Source organism: Hydrogenovibrio kuenenii DSM 12350 (genome assembly GCF_000526715.1).
GTDB classification, from domain to species: Bacteria; Pseudomonadota; Gammaproteobacteria; order Thiomicrospirales; family Thiomicrospiraceae; genus Hydrogenovibrio; species Hydrogenovibrio kuenenii.
On the sequence record NZ_JAGP01000001.1, the window covers coordinates 1,279,991 to 1,298,486 of the forward strand.

Below are 18,496 nucleotides of genomic sequence, written 5' to 3' on the forward strand. Positions count from 1 at the left end.
TCTCGAAACTTTTCGATTGCTATTAATCTGGCCAAACACGGCTAGAAGGCATTCTTTTTACTGTTTCTTCTGATTTTTCAACAGCTACTTTAGGGGCAACGGTTTTTTTAGGTGCCGAACGAGTTGTTGCAGTTTTTCTCGTGGTTGTCTTCGTTCTTGTTGCAGTCGCTTTTGTTGCTTGAGTAGTGCTTGAACCACTTGCTTCATTAGTTGTTTTTGATTCATCAGTCGCATCACTAGACTGAGCGTTTTTTGCACGACGCAAACTATCCGTCAACTTTGATCCCGTTTGGTTGCTCATAGCACCTCCTCAATTACTTCATCAATTTCTTGCGCTGCGGCTTCGCCACGCTTTCCAACACAATAAACACTTGCTCCATCTACAGCAGCATTACGGTAGATTGCACGACGTCGAATCCCTGCCTGCAATGCTGGAATATCAAATTCTGCCAAAGCTTCTTTCATCGCACTCGATAATGCACTTCTAGGTTCGAGTTGATTGACCACAATATAAGGTTTCAACTTTCGGTTTTGCATCTTTGACTGTTCAATTGCTTCAACCAAGCGAATACTGGCCCATAGGTCGACAGGCGATGGTAATACCGGAATCAAAATGACATCTGACGCTTTCATTGCCAATTGCATCACGCCTGTTTCCAAAGTCGGCGGGCAATCGATCACAATAAAATCGTAATCCAGACTAAAACGTTTTACTTCCGTTGATAAATTCCCGCCCACTCGAATAACCGATACTGGAAACAATCTGTCTTCTGGTGCCAAACCACACCATTGCCCCGCTGAGCCTTGAGGATCGGCATCGATAACCAGTGCTCGCCCTCGTTTGGCTAAGCCTGCGGCAAAATTCATACTTAAGGTGGTTTTGCCAGTTCCGCCCTTCTGGTTGGCGATTGAAAAAATACGTGCGGGCATTCAGAGCTCTCGGTTTAGGTTGTTATTTAAGATTGCTCTTCGGCACAAGTGCCGAATTCGCAAGGCTAATGATTACAACCTATTATATTTTTACGAGTGAATGACTATCAGTGTTTTATCCTATAGAGAAGCGTTCTCTCATAGGCTTTGTGAATGGGTTAAACCTTTGACCCAACAAAAAAAAAACCCGCTTGCGCGGGCTTTCATAATAAAGTTTAAAACAGTAGTCTTATTATCAAGAATCAAGCGTTTCAACATAAGACTCATAGTTACCACGGTAATCTTGAATGCCGTTTTCAGACATCACCAAAATACGAGTGGCAATAGAAGATACAAACTCACGGTCATGCGAGACAAAGATCACCGTACCTGGATACTCTTCAAGCGCAATATTCAACGATTCAATGGATTCCATATCCAAGTGATTGGTTGGTTCATCCATAATCAGTACATTAGGTTTTTGCAGCATTAGCTTACCAAACAGCATTCTGCCCTGCTCTCCACCAGAAAGCACTTTGACAGACTTATCAATATCTTTTTGTGAGAACAACAAGCGACCTAAAACACCGCGAATGGCTTGTTCATCATCACCTTCTTGTTTCCATTGACTCATCCAATCAATCAGGCTCATATCTTCTTCAAAGTCTGATGCGTGATCCTGTGCGTAATAACCGATTTTAACATTGTCTGACCATTTCACTGTACCTGACGTTAATTCGGTATCGCCAACCAAACATTTAAGGAAAGTGGTTTTCCCTATACCGTTGCCCCCGATAACCGCAAGGCGCTCTTCAACTTCAAGCATCATGCTGAAGTCTTTAATCACTTCGTTATCACCGTCTTCGTCATGATAGGTCTTGCTGAGTTTTTCAATTTCCAGCGCTAGGCGGAACAGCTTTTTATCCTGTTCAAAACGAATAAACGGATTCACACGGCTAGAAGGCTTAACGTCTTCCAGTTGGATTTTATCAATCAGCTTAGCGCGAGAAGTTGCCTGTTTGGCTTTGGAAGCGTTGGCAGAAAAGCGACTAACGAATGTTTTAAGTTCGTTGATTTGAGCTTGTTTTTTAGCATTATCAGACAATAAACGATCACGAGCTTGAGTCGCAGCCACCATATACTCATCATAGTTACCTGGGTAAACACGCAGCTCGCCATAATCCAGATCCGCCATGTGTGTACAAACACTGTTTAAAAAGTGTCTATCATGAGAAATAATAATCATGGTGCTTTTACGCTCATTCAACACCTTTTCTAGCCAACGAATGGTATCAATATCCAAGTTGTTCGTTGGCTCGTCTAACAACAAGATATCTGGGTCAGCAAACAATGCCTGTGCTAGCAATACACGTAGCTTCCAACCTGGTGCTACTTCACTCATAGGGCCAAAGTGTTGCTCAACAGGAATCCCCACGCCTAGCAATAATTCACCGGCACGAGATTCCGCAGTATAACCATCCATTTCAGCAAATTGAACCTCAAGGTCAGCGACCTTCATACCATCTTCTTCAGACATTTCTGGCAAGCTGTAAATACGATCACGCTCTCGCTTCACTTCCCACAGTTCAGTTTGTCCCATAATCACCGTGTCTACCACGCTGAATGTTTCATAAGCGAACTGATCTTGTTTCAACTTACCTAAACGTTCATTCGGATCAAGGCTTACCGTACCCGCGGTTGGATCTAAATCGCCACCCAATATTTTCATTAAGGTCGATTTCCCGCAACCATTCGCTCCAATCAAACCATAGCGATTACCATCGCCAAACTTGACTGAAATGTCTTCAAAAAGTGGTTTTTCACCAAACTGCATAGTGATGTTTGCGGTCGATAACAACTTAAAATCCTTATTTAATTACGTTCAGATAAATACAAAAATGAAAGGCGATATTCTGACACAAATCAGAATAAATATGGGGAGAATACTAAGCTAGTGACAATAAAGTTAGACTTAATCAATAAAAAACCCACCGGACAAAACGCATCGGGTGGGTTCAGCTTGAAACAGTCTTATTTCTTTACCGCTTTAATCAATGCGACAAGGCTCTTTTAGCACAACAGTCATATTTTCATCCGACGGAATCGTCATAGGGTAACCAGCTTCTTGCCAACCATCCATACCACCTACCAAATTGGTGACATTAGTAAAGCCCATTTCGTTCATAATCTTAGTTGCAAGTGCCGCGCGCCCACCAGATTTACAAACGACTAACCAAGCATCATCTCTGTGGTCACGTAATGCAGGGTTAGCACCTGCATAATCCATATCTGCCGCGGGTTCCAATACACCTCTTGGTACATTGAGAGCGCCTTCTATCGCCCCAGAAAGATATTCTCCCGGCTCACGAACATCAATCACTTTAATGCCATTTTCAACCAAAGCACGTCCTTCTTCTTGAGACACTTCATTAATCACTTGCTTGGCTTCTTCAATATAGTCCATCAAACCTTTCAATTGCTTTCTCCTTAATACTTTGGCTTATGTTTTTTAAATCTTCATCTTTACTATTTTACCTCTTAAACCATCACTGCAACAAAGATTGAATTTCATAACATACTCAAAACCAGCTAAACTAAGTCATCGTAAACTTAACTTTCATCAAACCAAAACAAAGACAGTCAAACGCCATGTTAAGACATGAAACAACAAAACCTTTTGCTCAGTCTAGCGAAGAAAATAAACACGTCATCCTTCAAGCGATTCAAAGCTTTTTAAACGATCGATCATCGGTTTTGGAAATAGGAAGTGGCACAGGACAGCATGCGGTTCACTTTGCCGAACAAATGCCGCACCTAAGCTGGCAAACATCAGATTTAATTGAGTCACACAATGGCATCAAACAATGGATTAGCGACGCAAACTTGAACAACGTGCTGCCACCTCTGCTCTTGAATGTCTCAGAAAATAACTGGCCAACCACAAGTTATGACGCTATATACAGTGCCAACAGCTTTCACATCATGGCAAAACAAAACGTACAAGACTTTTTTAGTAACGTGAATAATGTCCTTAACCAAAACGGCGTTGTGATGATTTACGGGCCATTTAATTACAATGGTCAATATACTAGTGAGAGCAATGCTCGATTTGACGGTTGGTTAAAACAACGCAACCCGGCAAGTTGTATTAAAGACTTTGAATGGTGCAACCAACTGGCAGAAATGGCTGGTCTAACCTTGTTAGAAGATATTGAAATGCCACAAAACAACCGAATTTTAGTTTGGACGAAATAGTTTTAAATTAAATTCAAGACACAAAAAAGCCCGCAAATGCGGGCTTTTTATTAAGCTAAAAAGACTTATCAACTAGCCAACAATGTCTAACAATTCAACATCAAAAACCAAAGCTTGGTAAGGCCCAATCATGCCGCCTGCACCCTGCTCTCCATAAGCCAAGTGGTAAGGAATATACAAACGCCACTTAGAACCCGTAGGCATCAATTGTAAGGCTTCTGTCCAACCTGCAATCACACGGTTAACAGGAAATTCTGCTGGTTGCCCACGTTCTACTGAGCTATCGAAAACTGTTCCATCAATTAACGTACCGTGATAATGCGTTGAAACTACTGATTCCGCAGATGGTTTATCACCATTTCCTTCTTCGATAATCTCATATTGCAAACCAGACTCAAGCACCACAACATTGTCTTTCTTTGCATTTTCTGCCAAGAAAGCTTCACCTTCCGCCGCAGCTTCTTTCGCTCTTTCAGCTTGCTTAGCTTGCATTTCTTCATTGATTTGTTGGAAAGCTTTAGCAATAGTAACGGGATCAATCGGGCTTTCTACCCCTTTAAGTGCATCCATTAAGCCTTGCGCCATGGCTTCTGGGTTCAAATCATCAAAAGGGTCGGATGCAATCTGGTCACCAAACTGACGACCCAAACCATAACTAACAATATCAGGAACAGTAGTATGAGACATAATTTCAAAACTCTAAAAATTTAAAAAAACGTAGCTTAGCATAGTTTCATCTGGATTTTTATTGGATATAAAAAAACCACCAGGCTGGGGTGGTTTTATATGAACTATAACTTGAGGTTATGCGAGTTTGGTGTAGGTTTCTTTTAAGCTAATATAAAGCTCATCGCCGGAAAAGCTAGACATACGTTCGATGATTTCAAACATCACCACATTATCTTCCTTGCCATTCCACTCTTTAATGTAAGTACCTTCTTTATAACCGTGATCTTGACGGAATTTATTCAGTACATTTTTAGCCATATAGATTTGATAAAGCTGTTCAAAACTCAACTCAGCTACTTGGCAGGATTTAAAAAACGCCGCTGTCAGTGCCAACAAATAACTGTCTGTGACAGACGATTTAATCAACGCTTTTGCCATCATGGCTTCGTGAATTTCCACTTGTACGATTACAGACAAGTCACTAAGCTCTTGATCCAGACTTGATTCATAAGCCTTGGTCAGTAAATCCGCCGCTTCATTTTCCGAAAAATTTTCCAATGACAAACTCAATAGAAAATGCCAAATATCCACCAACTCAACACGCACATTTTCCATATCCGTTTTTGCATCAACACTTTTCCAGTGCTTCCAAGGGTAGCTATCAATCAACTCTGCCGTTTCCATCACAATACAACGACGCCAATCAATCACTTTTCCCAAAGCGGTTTTACCGCTGCGCCAATCTGCACCGTTGGTCATTTCATTTAACGCCGCTTGCATGGCAAGCATATCTTGAATTGAACTTTTGTTTTGCATATTCACTCTTTAAAGTTTCTGTTTTAAATTGATACTAATTAAACTAACTTTCTTGGTGCCAAGTCAACTTTTGATACACACCAAGACCAACTACCACTAAAACACCAGCAATTAATAAGAATGTTGGGTAGACCAAATTAACGATATCTTTTTTCCCAGCGTCAAAAATAAACACCAGTGCTTCCAAAGTGACCGCGATGGCGATAATGACAAGAAACTTCAATAACGTTTGTCTCTGTTTTGCGGGTGACTTTCCACCAGTAGAGTTGCGAAAGACTTCTTCCTCAAGTAAAAACCTGGAGACATCAAAAACAGCCATGCCAATGACAATCAAACCGATTGCATCAAGCAGGGCTTTCACAAGAAGATCTTTTTCGTGAACAGAAATCCAAATATCCCATAGGGCAACCACCATCATTGTGATGCTGATAACACCTAAACTGAGACTGATTAGACCATAAACAATGCGCCCCACCCAGTCAGAGACTCTTTTTCCAATCGTATTTTCTCCGATGCAAGATTAAGGGGCCAATAGTTATTGATATTGAGCTAGGCCTTCTTAACGATACTGATAAGGTATAACAAAATAATAGCACCAATAACAGCCATCACAATGGAACCTAATAACCCACCTGTTGTAATGCCGAGTAAGCCAAATATAAAACCACCGAATACTGCGCCAACAACGCCGACGATAATGTTACCTATGATGCCAAATCCACTGCCTTTCATTATATTGCCCGCAAGCCAACCGACCAACGCACCCACTGCTAAAAAAATTATTAAGTTCATGATATCCATATAACCTCCAGTGTTATTTTTTGATGTAAAAGTATATGCCAACAACAAAACTGACCGCGCCAGCAATATATAAAATCATAACTTTATCGGTATCTGATCCCGTAACAGCTTGCGTTATCTGTGAACCGACTGAGTCAGATAATTGATACCCCCATACCGCAAGTCCAAGCCCTATAATCAAAAGGATAAGACCCATAATCTTTTTTGTATATTCTGAACCCATTACCATATTGCGCTCCCAATAATATGAAAGAGATGTAATGTTTTAGTATTACAGTTAACGATTAAATAGACACTCAAAATACAAAATCATAATTAGGCCTATAGTGGTTAATACTACTCCTTTTATACAAGATTAAACATAAAACCTACCTAAAGAAAATCACCGTGAGGCTAGCTATTTATTTGATAACTTTAAAAAAAATGCATTGCCAGCTTTGCAGTAGAGTCGACGTAACTGCTCAAAACGCAATTCAACAACCTATAATCAACAGCCCTTTTTTCAATTAATACTTGTTATGTGATACGCAAACCTGTTCAATATCAGGGATAACTATTCAATCCAGTCTGATACAACCACTGTTGGGAGGACAATATGATCAAAGTTACCGTTAACGGCAGATCTGTCAACTTGGACGATGGTGCAACTTTGCTTGATGCAGCCAGAGAAGCTGACGTACATATACCAACACTTTGCTACTACCCTCGTTTGCCATCCCACGCCGTTTGCCGCTTATGCCTAGTAAATGTCAGCAGTGAAAACAAACCCCAACCAGCTTGTAAAACAAAAGCCAAAAATGGCGATATTGTCGAAACTGACACCAAAGAATTGATTGAATATCGTAAAGCCGATGCACAATGGCTCTTAGCTCGTCACCCAAACGACTGCATTCGCTGTGAAGTCAATGGTTCATGCCAATTTCAAAACCTTATAAGCGAATATCAACTTGAAGATCGCTGGGAAAAACTACCCAGAGGCTCAGAAGAACACCCAGAACACCAACTCACAGACCACACCTCTCCAAGTATCTGGCGCGATATTTCAAAATGTATCGAGTGCGGATTGTGTGCCGATGCCTGTGGCGAGCCAGGTCAACAACAAAACATTATCGGATTTGCAGAGCATGGTTCAGGACGCATCCCTGTCACCGTTTTTGACCAACCGCTTTCAGAAACAAAATGTATTTCCTGCGGACAATGTACATTGGTTTGCCCCGTTGGGGCTTTGATTGAAACACCGCACTGGCATGACGTGCTTCATACCCTTGATGCGCACAGACGCGTGTCCGCCGTACAGGTTGCTCCGGCAACACGCGTTGCCATCAGTGAAGAGTTCGGCATGAAACCCGGCACTGTCAGTACAGGGCGCATGATTAATGCCTTAAGACAAATTGGTTTTGATTATGTATTTGATACCAATTTCGCTGCCGACTTGACCATTATGGAAGAAGGTACCGAGTTTTTAACGCGTATAAAACACCAAAAGAATTTACCCTTATTTACGTCATGCTGTCCAGGCTGGGTAAACTGGGTTGAACTTAACCGACCAGACTTATTGCCACACCTGAGCACCACAAAATCACCGCAACAAATGCATGGTGCATTGACCAAACGCGGTGCCTTTGCTCGATCACTCGGTGCTGAATTTGAGTCGGGCGAAACAGAACCTTATGTTGTCAGTATCATGCCCTGCACCGCCAAAAAAGACGAAGCTGCGCGCCCTGGTGTGTCTGACGACGTCGATAGAGTTCTCACTACCCGAGAGCTTGCAAGAATGATCAAAGCCCGAGGCATTTCATTCAACGCCTTGCCCGATGATGGCGAATTCGACAACCCGCTCGGTGAAAGCACTGGTGCCGCGCAAATCTTCGGAGCATCTGGCGGGGTTATGGAAGCTGTTGTACGCACTGCAACGCACCTGATTGATAAAGAAAACACTCAGCCACTGGAATGGCAGCAGCTACGTGGCGTCAATATTGGGGTCAAATGCGCTGAGATTCCCGGCATCGGTAAAATTGCCATTTGCAACGGCATTGCCGCAGCACAACGTATGCTAGAAAATGACGACTGGCGAGATGAGTTTGTTGCCATTGAAGTGATGGCATGCGTTGGTGGTTGCTTGGGCGGTGGTGGTGAACCCAAGTCCATGGATCCGCAGATATTAGAAAAACGTATGCACGCCATTTATGAGATCGATAAAAATTCTACACGTCGACGCTCTTATGAAAATCAAGACGTTCAAAAGCTCTATGCAACTGAACTAGGCAGCCCAAACTCCGAAAAAGCACATCATTTGCTACACACACATTATGCACCTCGTAACTCTAAACGCCTTCTTCTCATGCAATTCCTAGATTGTGTGGATAGACGTGATACTGAAACAATCACCAAACTGTTTCACCCGGATGCCACCTGGTCAACAGCCTCGCCATTCGGAGACGTTCAGGGATTATCGAATATTCAGATGTTAATTAAAGAAAAACTTCCGCCACGAAAATACGGTCCTCAATACGCTCGTCATCAAATGGCATCCGCCGCAGATATTGAAGATTTAACGGTAATTACGCCTACGGGCGAACACTGTCGATTTGATGTAGAAGTAGCGACCTTATCAGCTGGAAATACATCAAAAACGGTCATAAAGAAATTGATTAGAGAAGTGCTGTAACGAACCTACAGCACTCAATGAAAATATTTAGTTGGCTAGATGCTCAGAAATCAGCGTGATGACAAACTTCTGGTTAAATTCATCATGACTGATGTCCTCAATCCAATCTGGATTGGAAAAGCCACCATAAGGATCTGGCTCATAAAAAGCGAAGCCCACTTTGTACTCTTCACTCATGCGAGCAAACATGAATACAAACTTTTTGTTGTTTTGCTTGCTCTTAATTTCGCATGTGCTATTTTCATTTTTCTGGAAAACAACTTCCACCGCACCATCTTGTTTTGAGTATTCATCCAGTGCCGATAACACTGTGTCATACAAATCTTCGTAACTTTGAATCACGCTCTATCTCCTAAATTTTCACGAGATTCTACCTTAGATGTCTTTTTCAAACGAATTGATAATTTCACTGGTTTTACTTGAATTTAATCAATAGGTGACGTCAAAAGGCACTGTTAGAACCAATCATTAAGCTGCTAGCTTACCGTTCATAAACGAGTTCGCCCTCAGCCTGGCAGATTTTTCATGTCATTTTCATTTTATGTTACTTATTAAAATTGAGCTTTCTGACATTTGTATACGCGATGCTTTATAATTGCACAGCATCTCTCCTAATTTATCATTCCAATTTCAAGCTTACCCCCTGAATTATTCTTCCCTATGAGGTTCTTATGTCATTTTCAAAACTTGGATTAGCAGACCCTATCGTCAAAGCGGTTGCCGAGCTAGGATATGACACGCCTACTGAAATCCAGCAACAGGCGATTCCGATTATTTTATCGGGCAAAGACCTTATGGCTGCGGCACAGACGGGAACAGGTAAAACCGCTAGTTTTGTTTTGCCGCTGTTGGAAAAACTGAATACAGATGGTGAGTTACGTGGTCGTTCTATCCGTGCCCTCATCCTTGCGCCCACGCGTGAACTGGCGGTGCAGGTTGAGAACAATATTGTGGATTATGCCAAACATTTAAACCTGAGTTCATTGGTAGTTTATGGCGGTACAGATTTAGAACCGCAAAAGCAACGACTGTTGCAAGGCGTTGATCTTCTTGTGGCGACACCGGGAAGACTGTTAGACTTGGCCTATCAACGTGCCCTGTTCTTTGAGGATTTAGAGTTTCTGGTTTTAGATGAAGCCGATAGAATGCTCGATATGGGCTTTGTTGATGAAATCAATAAGATTATCGACCGTCTGCCCGTTAAGCGCCAAAGCCTGTTGTTTTCCGCCACACTGACAGATGATGTGCGTTACTTGGCTGACACGGTTTCCCATAATGCGGTTGAAATATCGGTTTCACCTCAAAACAAGGCAGCCCCGAAAATACACCAATGGTTGGTTACGGTAGACAAAGATACCAAGTCCGCACTTTTGAGTCATTTGATTAACGAACAACACTGGGATCAGGCGCTGATTTTTGTTGAGAAAAAACACTCCGCTGCCAAACTGGTCGAACAGCTTGGCAAGCGCGATATCCTTGCCGATTCCATCCACAGTGGCAGAAGCCAAGCGATGCGAGAACAGGTTTTATCTGATTTCAAATCAGGAAAATTGAAATACTTGATCGCCACAGGCATTGCTGCCCGTGGAATCGACATAGACAATCTTAGCCGAGTGGTGAACTACGACCTACCTTATCCGGCTGAAGAATACATTCACCGCATCGGCCGCACAGGTAGAGCCGGTGCCTCTGGCGAAGCCATCTCTCTAGTATCGAAAGATGACTTCAAAAACCTTTGCGCCATTGAAAGCTTATTGGGGCATATCATCCAACGTATAGAAATCGAGGGCTTTCCGGTCAAAAAGACCGTACCCATCTCGATTCTGAATTACCAACCGAAAAATAAAAGATAGGTTGCATACAAATAAACAAAAGCGGCTGCATATAGCCTCCGCTGACTTTTAATTTAATATAGAGACACAATGAAATTTACTGAACTTGGCTTAAACGCCCAAATCACTCAAGCCGTTAGCAATACCGGCTATACAACACCAACTCCTATTCAGGCACAGGCGATTCCTGCGATTTTGGAAGGTCATGACCTCATGGCGGCCGCCCAAACGGGCACAGGAAAAACCGCTGCCTTCACACTACCTTTGCTAGAAAAACTTTCGCAAGGTCGTAAAGCGCAATCCAATCAAGCGCGCGCATTGATATTAACGCCAACACGAGAACTCGCACTGCAAGTCAGTGAGAGCGTTGAAACCTATGGTAAAGAACTAGCTTTAACGTCTACCGTGGTTTATGGGGGCGTCAAAATTAACCCACAAATGCAAAAGCTTCGCAAAGGTGTAGACATATTGGTTGCCACACCTGGTCGATTGCTAGACCTGTATCAACAAAATGCTGTTCGTTTCGATCACTTGGAAATCCTCGTGCTGGATGAAGCCGATCGCATGTTGGATATGGGCTTTATTCGTGACATCAAAAAAATTCTGACATTACTGCCTAAGAAACGCCAAAACCTACTATTTTCAGCCACCTTTTCTAATGACATTCGTGCCTTGGCAAAAGGCTTGGTTCATAATCCAGTAGAAATTTCAGTCACCCCAAAGAACTCAACCGCAGAAACTGTTAAACAGAAAATTTATCCTGTCGATAAATCGCAAAAAACTAATTTGCTGATTCAACTGATTAAAGATCATGCTTGGTATCAAGTGCTTGTCTTTACCCGAACCAAGCATGGTGCTAACCGGCTTGCCACGCAATTAGAAAAAAACGGCATTAAAGCCGCCGCCATTCATGGAAATAAAACTCAAAGCGCGCGCGTTAGAGCACTTAATGCCTTTAAAGAAAACAGCATACAAGTACTGGTTGCCACTGATATTGCTGCACGAGGGATTGACATCGATTTGCTGCCACATGTGGTGAATTTTGATTTACCGAATGTATCAGAAGATTATGTTCACCGAATCGGGCGAACAGGTCGTGCTGGAGAAAGTGGTGAAGCCATTTCACTGGTTTGTGCTGAAGAATTCAGTGAATTAGTCGGTATTGAAAACCTGATTAATCAAATTCTACCAAGGGAAATCGTGAAAGGTTTTGAACCAAAAAATGCATTAGGAGAGTCTAAGCTTGGTCTAAAACCAAAGAAACCTAAAAAGCCTAAGAAACCAAAAGTTTGGCAAGAAAAGTCAGAGGGAAAAGTTAGTCATACTGCTGATAACAGAAATGCCAACAAAGGGTCTCAACGCCCTAACCCTAAAAACAACAATCAAAGACGAAACCGCAAACCTAAACCAGCAGCTAGTCATAACACCAACAAACAGACCTAGTTTTAATCTTTCTCGTTCCTGCGCCATGCGTAGGAACGTACTCTATTCAAAATACCTTTCCAAGCAAGTAGCTCTAAATCTCGCTACCTATACCTAAGAAACGTGTAGGATTGAATCTATATTCGTCTCTTGGCTGGCGATAAGTTATCTGCCACCACTACTTAAGCTCACTTGATGCTAGAAGCCTTTAGCGTCGCAGGCAAGCCACAATCCAAAATAGCGGGATAATTCAAGCTCTTTAACCGGCTCAACCTTATCCGGCACATTAGCACAGCCTACCTGCATCACCAGAAAACTGAACAGACCTGCCCACTTAAAAAGTCGAATCATTTTCCACTTTGAAAACCAATCAAGTCTAAATCCATTGATTCGGTTTTTCTCAAAGACTTTATCTAATGCTATCTATTGCTTCTACAAAGTCTATTGGTTCAAAAAATCCTGTACTGCGTTAAAATCACCGCTAAAGTCGATTTTGCATTGTTGCTTCTGCATCTGATAGTCATACATCGGGTCGTAGTATTCGGTCAGCAAGATATGTATCCAACCGTCATGCCCACCTAACGAGCCTTTGTTAAGCTGGGTTGTGCAAGCCTGCTCGAATTGCGACAAAACTCTTTGGTAACGTTCACCGCCCAAACGCTTACGGATGCGTTCAAAAGCCGCACGCATAAATTCAACCCAAGCTTCAAAAGATGGATATTCTGATTGAGCCTGCTCGACATATTCTTCACGGGTAATCGCAATGCGTTCTGTCAAAGGCGTTTCCAAAACAACATAACGCCCTCCTTTGAAAAAATCGAATAACGGTTTAGACAAGGACACCGAACCAATATTACGCGCCTCATCTTCCACTATCAAAGACGAATGACCTTGTGCACGAAAACGAATCATCGCCATTGATAAGGCATTTTCAAAATTAATTTGGGTAGGTTGAGGGGTAACATGGCGCCCAAAAGTCGAACCACGATGGTTTGCTAAGCCTTCTAGATCAATGGCGTTGTCCAGTGTGTAAAGCAACCGCGTTTTTCCACAACCAGTACGCCCGCCCAACGCACAAGGTTGAATCCCTTCTTGTAAAAAACGTTCCGGCATTTGTTCCATGCTATCAATCAAATAGCGACGAAACGCCTTATAACCGCCTTTTAGTCGAACAATATCAAAACCACTATCTGCCAGCCATTGTTGAGCGATTTTCGAACGCATCCCTCCGCGAAAACAGTAAAGCATCGCATCTGCATGCTCGTTCATAAAAGCTTGCCAAGCCGCAAGCCGAGGTTCGCGAACATCACCATTGACCAGTTTATGCCCCAACATTACGGCTTCATCATGCCCTTTTTGTTTATAACAAAGACCAACTTCCTGACGCTCCTCGTCATTCATCAACGGTAAATTATGGGCCATTTCAAACGCCCCTTGCGCAAACTCTACTGGCGCGCGAACATCTATCAAAGGAATATTTTCAAGTACGATACGCTCAAAATCATCACTCAGTGGTAAATTATCTTGAAAACGGGTAAGTGATTCGTTTGCCTGCATCATCAAGCAATCACCTCAACTACATGGCTCTGGCTTGAAGCTTCGACCGTTCTACCAATAGAATGCAACGCCAACCCTTCTTGCTTGGCAATGGCTTGAAATGCATCCAGTGCTTCCGGCTTGACGGCTACCAGCAGACCACCTGAAGTTTGCGGGTCACAAAGAATAGCTTGCTGATCCGGCGTTAAGGCAGAGCCAAACAGCCCAGTTGCCTTATCACCATAACTGTCGAAGTTACGTTGTGTACCGCCCGGCGTACACCCCTGCGCTAAATAATCAAGCGCATGAGGTAATAGCGGCACTTTAGATAATTCCAACTGTGCGGCAATACCACTGCCTCCGCACATTTCAATCAAATGTCCTAACAGACCAAACCCTGTGACATCGGTTAATGCGGTTACACCTTCCAGTTTTGCCAACTCGGTACCAATACTATTAAGAGTGGTCATGGCATCTATCGCCACCTGCAAATGCCCCGGCAAAATCTTCTGTTGCTTCTGTGCCGTCGTCAAAATACCAATGCCAATTGGTTTGGTCAAAAACAACTCACAACCCGCCTCTGCTGACGCATTACGCTTGAGATTTTTGTTATCTACCAATCCAGTCACAGCAAGACCAAAAATCGGCTCAGGCGCATCAATGGAGTGACCACCCGCCAAAGGAATACCCGCCGCTTCACAAGTAGCACGCCCCCCCTCAATCACCTCTCGACCCACTTCCGGTGGAAGTTTGTCTATCGGCCAGCCGAAAATCGCAATCGCCATCAACGGCTGCCCGCCCATCGCGTAAATATCACTAATGGCATTGGTTGCCGCAATCTGCCCAAATGTAAAAGGATCATCAACTATCGGCATGAAAAAATCAGTGGTACTCAACACCGATGTACCATTGCCAAGATCATAAGCTGCGGCATCATCATTAGTCGAGTTGCCCACTAGCAAATTCGGGTGCAAGGTGATGGGCGATTGCGTCGCCAATAAACTTTCTAAAATCTTTGGCGAAATCTTGCAGCCGCAACCCGCGCCATGGCTGTATTGAGTGAGTAGAATATCTTTTGCAGACGAATTTTGAACTGATTTCATGAACTGGTCTTTTGTGATGCTGTTTGATGACTGACATCAAACATCGGTTAGAAGAGCCCCCTATTCTAACGGCTGTAACCAACGACTTCCAGTAATAAGGTTTATTCCCCAGCCTGGTAGATTTTGTTTGTTTTTTTCCAAACATGAACCGGAGCCCATTTAAGTTTTAGTCTGGGCTTAAGTGTTTACGACTTATTAATTGTCGTTTTATAATTAACAATCCTGAAAATAGTCATGCTTTTTCAAGTAAAAGCATTTGTTCTTGTCTTAGGATAGGGAGATACAAATTTTTTACTGAAGCATCACATGAGGACTTATACATGCAATACCAGGCTCAAGCAGCGCGTTCAGGTGTCAAAGAAGCATTTAAAAAAGCTATTCTTTTTAGCATCCCTTTATTTATTCTCAATTTCATAATCGTTTCTCATGCTATTCAAGATATCGGTTTACCTTACTTTTTATCTCATTACAGACCTGCTTTCTATCTGCTTTTCAATATTGTCTTAGATGTTCTTATGTTCTACATTGTTTTGATGCAGTTTCATAGAATTGTGCACTACCGCACAAAGTATTAGTGTTAACCTGCTGCTACATTTATTTAATGTTTATTTAGCATAAACTCACAAAATCATACTCACCGATTTCACAAACAGGCATTCCGCAGAAAGCGGAAAAATTGCTGTTTTGTGCAATACGGCTTTCACAATCAATAAGGAGAAATGCAATGCAAACAGATACTAGTTCCCTGTTTCAGTCAGTAGAACTTGGAGACTTATCCATCCCAAACCGTTTTGTCATGGCACCTCTCACCCGTTGCCGTGCCATCAATCATCTACCCAATGACCTAATGGCAGAATACTACTCACAACGAGCCAGCGCGGGATTGATTATCACCGAGTGCACCATGGTCACCCCACAAACCTCTGCCTTTGGCAACGATCCCGGCATTTATTCACAAGAACAGATTGAAGGTTGGAAAAAAACAACCGAAGCCGTACACAAAGCAGGCGGTAAGATTTTTATGCAAATCTGGCATGCAGGGCGTGCTGCGCACCCATTACTCAATAATGGCAAAGAAGCGGTTAGCGCAAGTGCCATTGCGATTGACGACGAAACCCAAACACCAGAAGGCAAAAAACCTTATACCGTTCCTCATGAACTGACCAAAGCTGAGATTGCCAATATTGTGCAAGATTTCCGACAAGCTGCTGCAAATGCTATTGCTGCCGGCTTTGATGGCGTGGAAGTTCATGGTGCTAACGGTTACCTCATCGACCAATTTTTACGTAACAGTGCCAATCAACGTAGCGACGAATACGGTGGTTCACTGGAAAACCGTGCTCGCTTCTTAAATGAAGTTCTTGAAGCTGTGACTAATGAAATTGGTAGCGGTCGTGTTGGCTTACGCCTTTCACCACTTAACAGCTTCAACAGCATGAAAGATAGCGACCCAGTTGCTTGGATTCATTATCTATCAGAGCACCTGAACCAATTCAATTTAGCCTACTTGCATGTGATGCGAGCGGACTTCTTCGGTGTGCAACAGGCAGATGTCATTCCTATCGCTCGTGAGCACTATAAAGGGCATTTGATGGTGAACATGGGTTATACAGCTGATGAAGCCGCTGAAGTTATTAATAACAACTTGGCTGACTCAGTAGCATTCGGAACTGGTTTTCTTGCTAATCCAGACTTACCAGCACGTGTCAAAGCGGGTGCTGAGCTTAATACACCTGACCAAGACACCTTCTACACCTCTGATTCAAAAGGCTATACCGACTATCCATTTATGAAGTCTTAAAGCACAACAGCAGGCCACAACACTATTGGTGTCCTGCTTTTTCTATTCACCCTTGTTCTTCACTCCCCTCGGTCATTCTGCGGTGTATTCTGCCCAAATGAATCAAACTGACCAACTTCACCAGTGGCTTTATCAAAAACTGCGTACTCCCGACAATAAACAACCAAGTACCACTTTCCATCAAAGAGTTGTTCAAAAAGAAAAAACTGCCTATCAAGAACCAAGTTGCTATCAATAAATCATTTAATGCTCCAATCGCTTCGTAGCGTTGTTGAATAATGACATGATGATTCCATATATTGATATCAAGTTCCTGAACAGTCTGCTTCATTTATTTCTCTCTGTGCTTTATTTACAATTGCCATTACAACAAGAAGTCAGATGAGATTAAAGGATAGGACAAAAAACGTAAGAGTGAATCAATAGTAATAAGCATTTAATAAAAAAGCCGCAATCCGTGCGGCTTTTATTTTGTATATGGTTACTCGTGACTTTGGTATTTTAAGGTTTAAACCTCACTATTGTATTTGCGAACATCATCTCTTAACAAATAAGAATCAAATCCAAATACCTTTCCAGCCCAAATATACATTAGCCACACCATCAAACCGAATGGCAAGTAGCCAAAATACCCTTCCAATGGCATTTCTGAGAAGATATGAATGACGTTTACATAGGGTACGTCGTACACCCAGTAGTTAGGATTAGCAATTGGATTGGTAGGATGCGCACTGCCGTAGTTCCACATTTCCCAGAAAAAGCCATTGAACATAGCTGATAGAGCAATCAGAATCATTGGGCTCCAGTTACCTTTTGCCAGCTCACTAAGCGGTGAGGGAATATTCATCTTCACCAACACACCAGCAAAAACTAACATGGTGCCAAGCCAAATTGCCCAAAACAATGGATAAGGATAAAACACCATCACCGTCATCAAAACCAGACCGATGATTAACATCAGGTACCCGGGAAGTTTCACTTTAGGGCCATCGGAATACTTCACCGCCAGTTTCGGAAAGGTATGCAATAGGCTATACCATTCGAACACAGCCGGCCAAACGGTGGTATAAGCCACCAGATAGATGATGACAATCTCCGTATGCGATAAAGACGGAATCAACACCGTATTTGGGTAAAACCAGTTGCCCAATGCAAAGTAATCAAAATATTCGAAATAGAACCAGGCAAAGACCGACAGCACAATCGTGATAACAAAAAGCTTTGGCTTCTTACTCATGAGGGAGTAGCCACCACTTCTGGCATAGACCAAGCCGTCGATCAAAGTAATAAATCCCCACCACAACGGTGTAAACGACAAATAAACCAGCTGCATCATTCCTTCTGGCCTAGCCCACATCAAATACCAGAAAAACATCATCACGGCTAAACCTGCCCAAAACCACCAAGGTAAAGGTTTACGGTCATAGGGTGATGGTGGTTCAACGGGTTTAAAACCGAATTTTTGCGGAAAGACCAAAAAAAAGATGAGAAATAATTCTACCGCCAACAACAGCAAAAATACCGTCAGATTAAAGCCCGGAGTGGGAGGCTCAGTCACTTGCAAAGGAGGAAAAACACCAAACCCCGGTGGCAAATGATCCGCATAGGCAAACCATGAGGCGATCAGGGGAGCGATCGTTAAGATGACTATCGGAAAGATCAAGCGTCTTTTAGATAAGAACAT

Annotated in this window: 21 protein-coding genes and 1 pseudogene; 7 read left to right on the plus strand and 15 right to left on the minus strand. The window is 42.7% G+C overall.

Going from position 1 to position 18,496, the window contains the following annotated elements:
• Positions 1-22: 22 nt before the first annotated feature.
• The 4 genes from N745_RS0106055 to N745_RS0106070 all read right to left on the minus strand — a co-directional run bounded on the left by N745_RS0106055 (position 23) and on the right by N745_RS0106070 (position 3,385).
• Positions 23-301, minus strand: a complete 279-nt coding sequence (locus tag N745_RS0106055; protein WP_024851235.1) for a hypothetical protein — start codon at positions 299-301, stop codon at positions 23-25.
• Complete coding sequence (parA, locus tag N745_RS0106060; RefSeq protein WP_024851236.1) at positions 298-930, minus strand: ParA family partition ATPase; 633 nt, start codon at positions 928-930, stop codon at positions 298-300. The genes N745_RS0106055 and parA overlap by 4 nt, the downstream gene beginning before the upstream one ends.
• A 235-nt stretch (positions 931-1,165) precedes the next feature.
• A complete protein-coding gene (locus tag N745_RS0106065; RefSeq protein ID WP_024851237.1) occupies positions 1,166-2,767 on the minus strand; it encodes an ABC-F family ATPase in 1,602 nt (533 codons plus the stop codon).
• 189 nt (positions 2,768-2,956) lie between these two features.
• A complete protein-coding gene (locus tag N745_RS0106070) occupies positions 2,957-3,385 on the minus strand; it encodes a rhodanese-like domain-containing protein (protein WP_024851238.1) in 429 nt (142 codons plus the stop codon).
• A gap of 173 nt (positions 3,386-3,558) precedes the next feature.
• Here N745_RS0106070 and N745_RS0106075 point away from each other — a divergent pair, with 173 nt between their 5' ends.
• Entirely contained in the window at positions 3,559-4,164 is a 606-nt protein-coding gene (locus tag N745_RS0106075; RefSeq protein WP_024851239.1) for a DUF938 domain-containing protein, read from the plus strand.
• Positions 4,165-4,236: 72 nt separating this feature from the next.
• Here N745_RS0106075 and N745_RS0106080 read toward each other — a convergent pair whose 3' ends face one another.
• The 5 genes from N745_RS0106080 to N745_RS0106100 form a co-directional block, all read right to left on the minus strand.
• Entirely contained in the window at positions 4,237-4,851 is a 615-nt protein-coding gene (locus tag N745_RS0106080; RefSeq protein WP_024851240.1) for an FKBP-type peptidyl-prolyl cis-trans isomerase, read from the minus strand.
• Between the two features lie 117 nt (positions 4,852-4,968).
• Entirely contained in the window at positions 4,969-5,649 is a 681-nt protein-coding gene (locus N745_RS0106085; RefSeq protein WP_024851241.1) for a dUTP diphosphatase, read from the minus strand.
• A 43-nt stretch (positions 5,650-5,692) separates the two neighbouring features.
• Positions 5,693-6,124: a hypothetical protein gene (locus N745_RS12700; RefSeq protein WP_211239098.1), complete on the minus strand. Its 432-nt coding sequence runs from the start codon at positions 6,122-6,124 to the stop codon at positions 5,693-5,695.
• A gap of 74 nt (positions 6,125-6,198) precedes the next feature.
• The gene (locus N745_RS0106095) at positions 6,199-6,450 is read right to left on the minus strand and encodes a GlsB/YeaQ/YmgE family stress response membrane protein (protein ID WP_024851243.1); all 252 of its coding nucleotides are present in this window, start codon (positions 6,448-6,450) and stop codon (positions 6,199-6,201) included.
• A gap of 13 nt (positions 6,451-6,463) precedes the next feature.
• The gene (locus tag N745_RS0106100; protein WP_024851244.1) at positions 6,464-6,679 is read right to left on the minus strand and encodes a DUF3185 family protein; all 216 of its coding nucleotides are present in this window, start codon (positions 6,677-6,679) and stop codon (positions 6,464-6,466) included.
• Between the two features lie 366 nt (positions 6,680-7,045).
• Between N745_RS0106100 and N745_RS0106105 the strand changes: the two genes are divergently transcribed.
• Positions 7,046-9,118, plus strand: a complete 2,073-nt coding sequence (locus N745_RS0106105; protein ID WP_024851245.1) for a [FeFe] hydrogenase, group A — start codon at positions 7,046-7,048, stop codon at positions 9,116-9,118.
• A 27-nt stretch (positions 9,119-9,145) separates the two neighbouring features.
• On the opposite strand, the gene N745_RS0106110 is transcribed toward N745_RS0106105, so the two are convergent.
• A complete protein-coding gene (locus N745_RS0106110; protein ID WP_024851246.1) occupies positions 9,146-9,460 on the minus strand; it encodes a hypothetical protein in 315 nt (104 codons plus the stop codon).
• Positions 9,461-9,789: 329 nt separating this feature from the next.
• On the opposite strand from N745_RS0106110, the gene N745_RS0106115 reads away from it, so the two are divergent.
• Complete coding sequence (locus tag N745_RS0106115) at positions 9,790-10,971, plus strand: DEAD/DEAH box helicase (protein ID WP_024851247.1); 1,182 nt, start codon at positions 9,790-9,792, stop codon at positions 10,969-10,971.
• 69 nt (positions 10,972-11,040) lie between these two features.
• The gene (locus N745_RS0106120) at positions 11,041-12,393 is read left to right on the plus strand and encodes a DEAD/DEAH box helicase (RefSeq protein ID WP_024851248.1); all 1,353 of its coding nucleotides are present in this window, start codon (positions 11,041-11,043) and stop codon (positions 12,391-12,393) included.
• A 177-nt stretch (positions 12,394-12,570) separates the two neighbouring features.
• On the opposite strand, the gene N745_RS12650 is transcribed toward N745_RS0106120, so the two are convergent.
• From N745_RS12650 to selD, 3 genes are all read right to left on the minus strand, one after another.
• Positions 12,571-12,723, minus strand: coding sequence for a hypothetical protein (locus N745_RS12650; protein ID WP_157833748.1), 153 nt, complete (start codon positions 12,721-12,723; stop codon positions 12,571-12,573).
• A gap of 90 nt (positions 12,724-12,813) precedes the next feature.
• Positions 12,814-13,932 (minus strand): tRNA 2-selenouridine(34) synthase MnmH, encoded by a 1,119-nt coding sequence (gene mnmH / locus N745_RS11770; protein WP_051453382.1) that lies wholly within the window; start codon positions 13,930-13,932, stop codon positions 12,814-12,816.
• Positions 13,932-15,011 carry a selenide, water dikinase SelD gene (gene selD, locus N745_RS0106135; RefSeq protein WP_024851249.1) on the minus strand — a complete coding sequence of 360 codons (1,080 nt, stop codon included), beginning with the start codon at positions 15,009-15,011 and terminating at the stop codon, positions 13,932-13,934. The genes mnmH and selD overlap by 1 nt, the downstream gene beginning before the upstream one ends.
• A gap of 320 nt (positions 15,012-15,331) precedes the next feature.
• Between selD and N745_RS0106140 the strand changes: the two genes are divergently transcribed.
• The 3 genes from N745_RS0106140 (at position 15,332) to N745_RS12810 (ending at position 16,923) form a co-directional block, all read left to right on the plus strand.
• Positions 15,332-15,586 (plus strand): hypothetical protein, encoded by a 255-nt coding sequence (locus N745_RS0106140; RefSeq protein WP_024851250.1) that lies wholly within the window; start codon positions 15,332-15,334, stop codon positions 15,584-15,586.
• 149 nt (positions 15,587-15,735) lie between these two features.
• On the plus strand, positions 15,736-16,812 hold the full coding sequence (locus tag N745_RS0106145) for an alkene reductase (protein WP_024851251.1): 1,077 nt from the start codon (positions 15,736-15,738) through the stop codon (positions 16,810-16,812).
• Between the two features lie 33 nt (positions 16,813-16,845).
• Positions 16,846-16,923 carry a hypothetical protein gene (locus tag N745_RS12810; protein WP_407636471.1) on the plus strand — a complete coding sequence of 26 codons (78 nt, stop codon included), beginning with the start codon at positions 16,846-16,848 and terminating at the stop codon, positions 16,921-16,923.
• 7 nt (positions 16,924-16,930) lie between these two features.
• On the opposite strand, the pseudogene N745_RS0106150 reads toward N745_RS12810, so the two are convergent.
• Positions 16,931-17,143, minus strand: a pseudogene (locus tag N745_RS0106150) (YrhK family protein); the annotation flags it as partial.
• 177 nt (positions 17,144-17,320) lie between these two features.
• Positions 17,321-18,496 (minus strand): hypothetical protein, encoded by a 1,176-nt coding sequence (locus N745_RS0106155; protein WP_024851253.1) that lies wholly within the window; start codon positions 18,494-18,496, stop codon positions 17,321-17,323.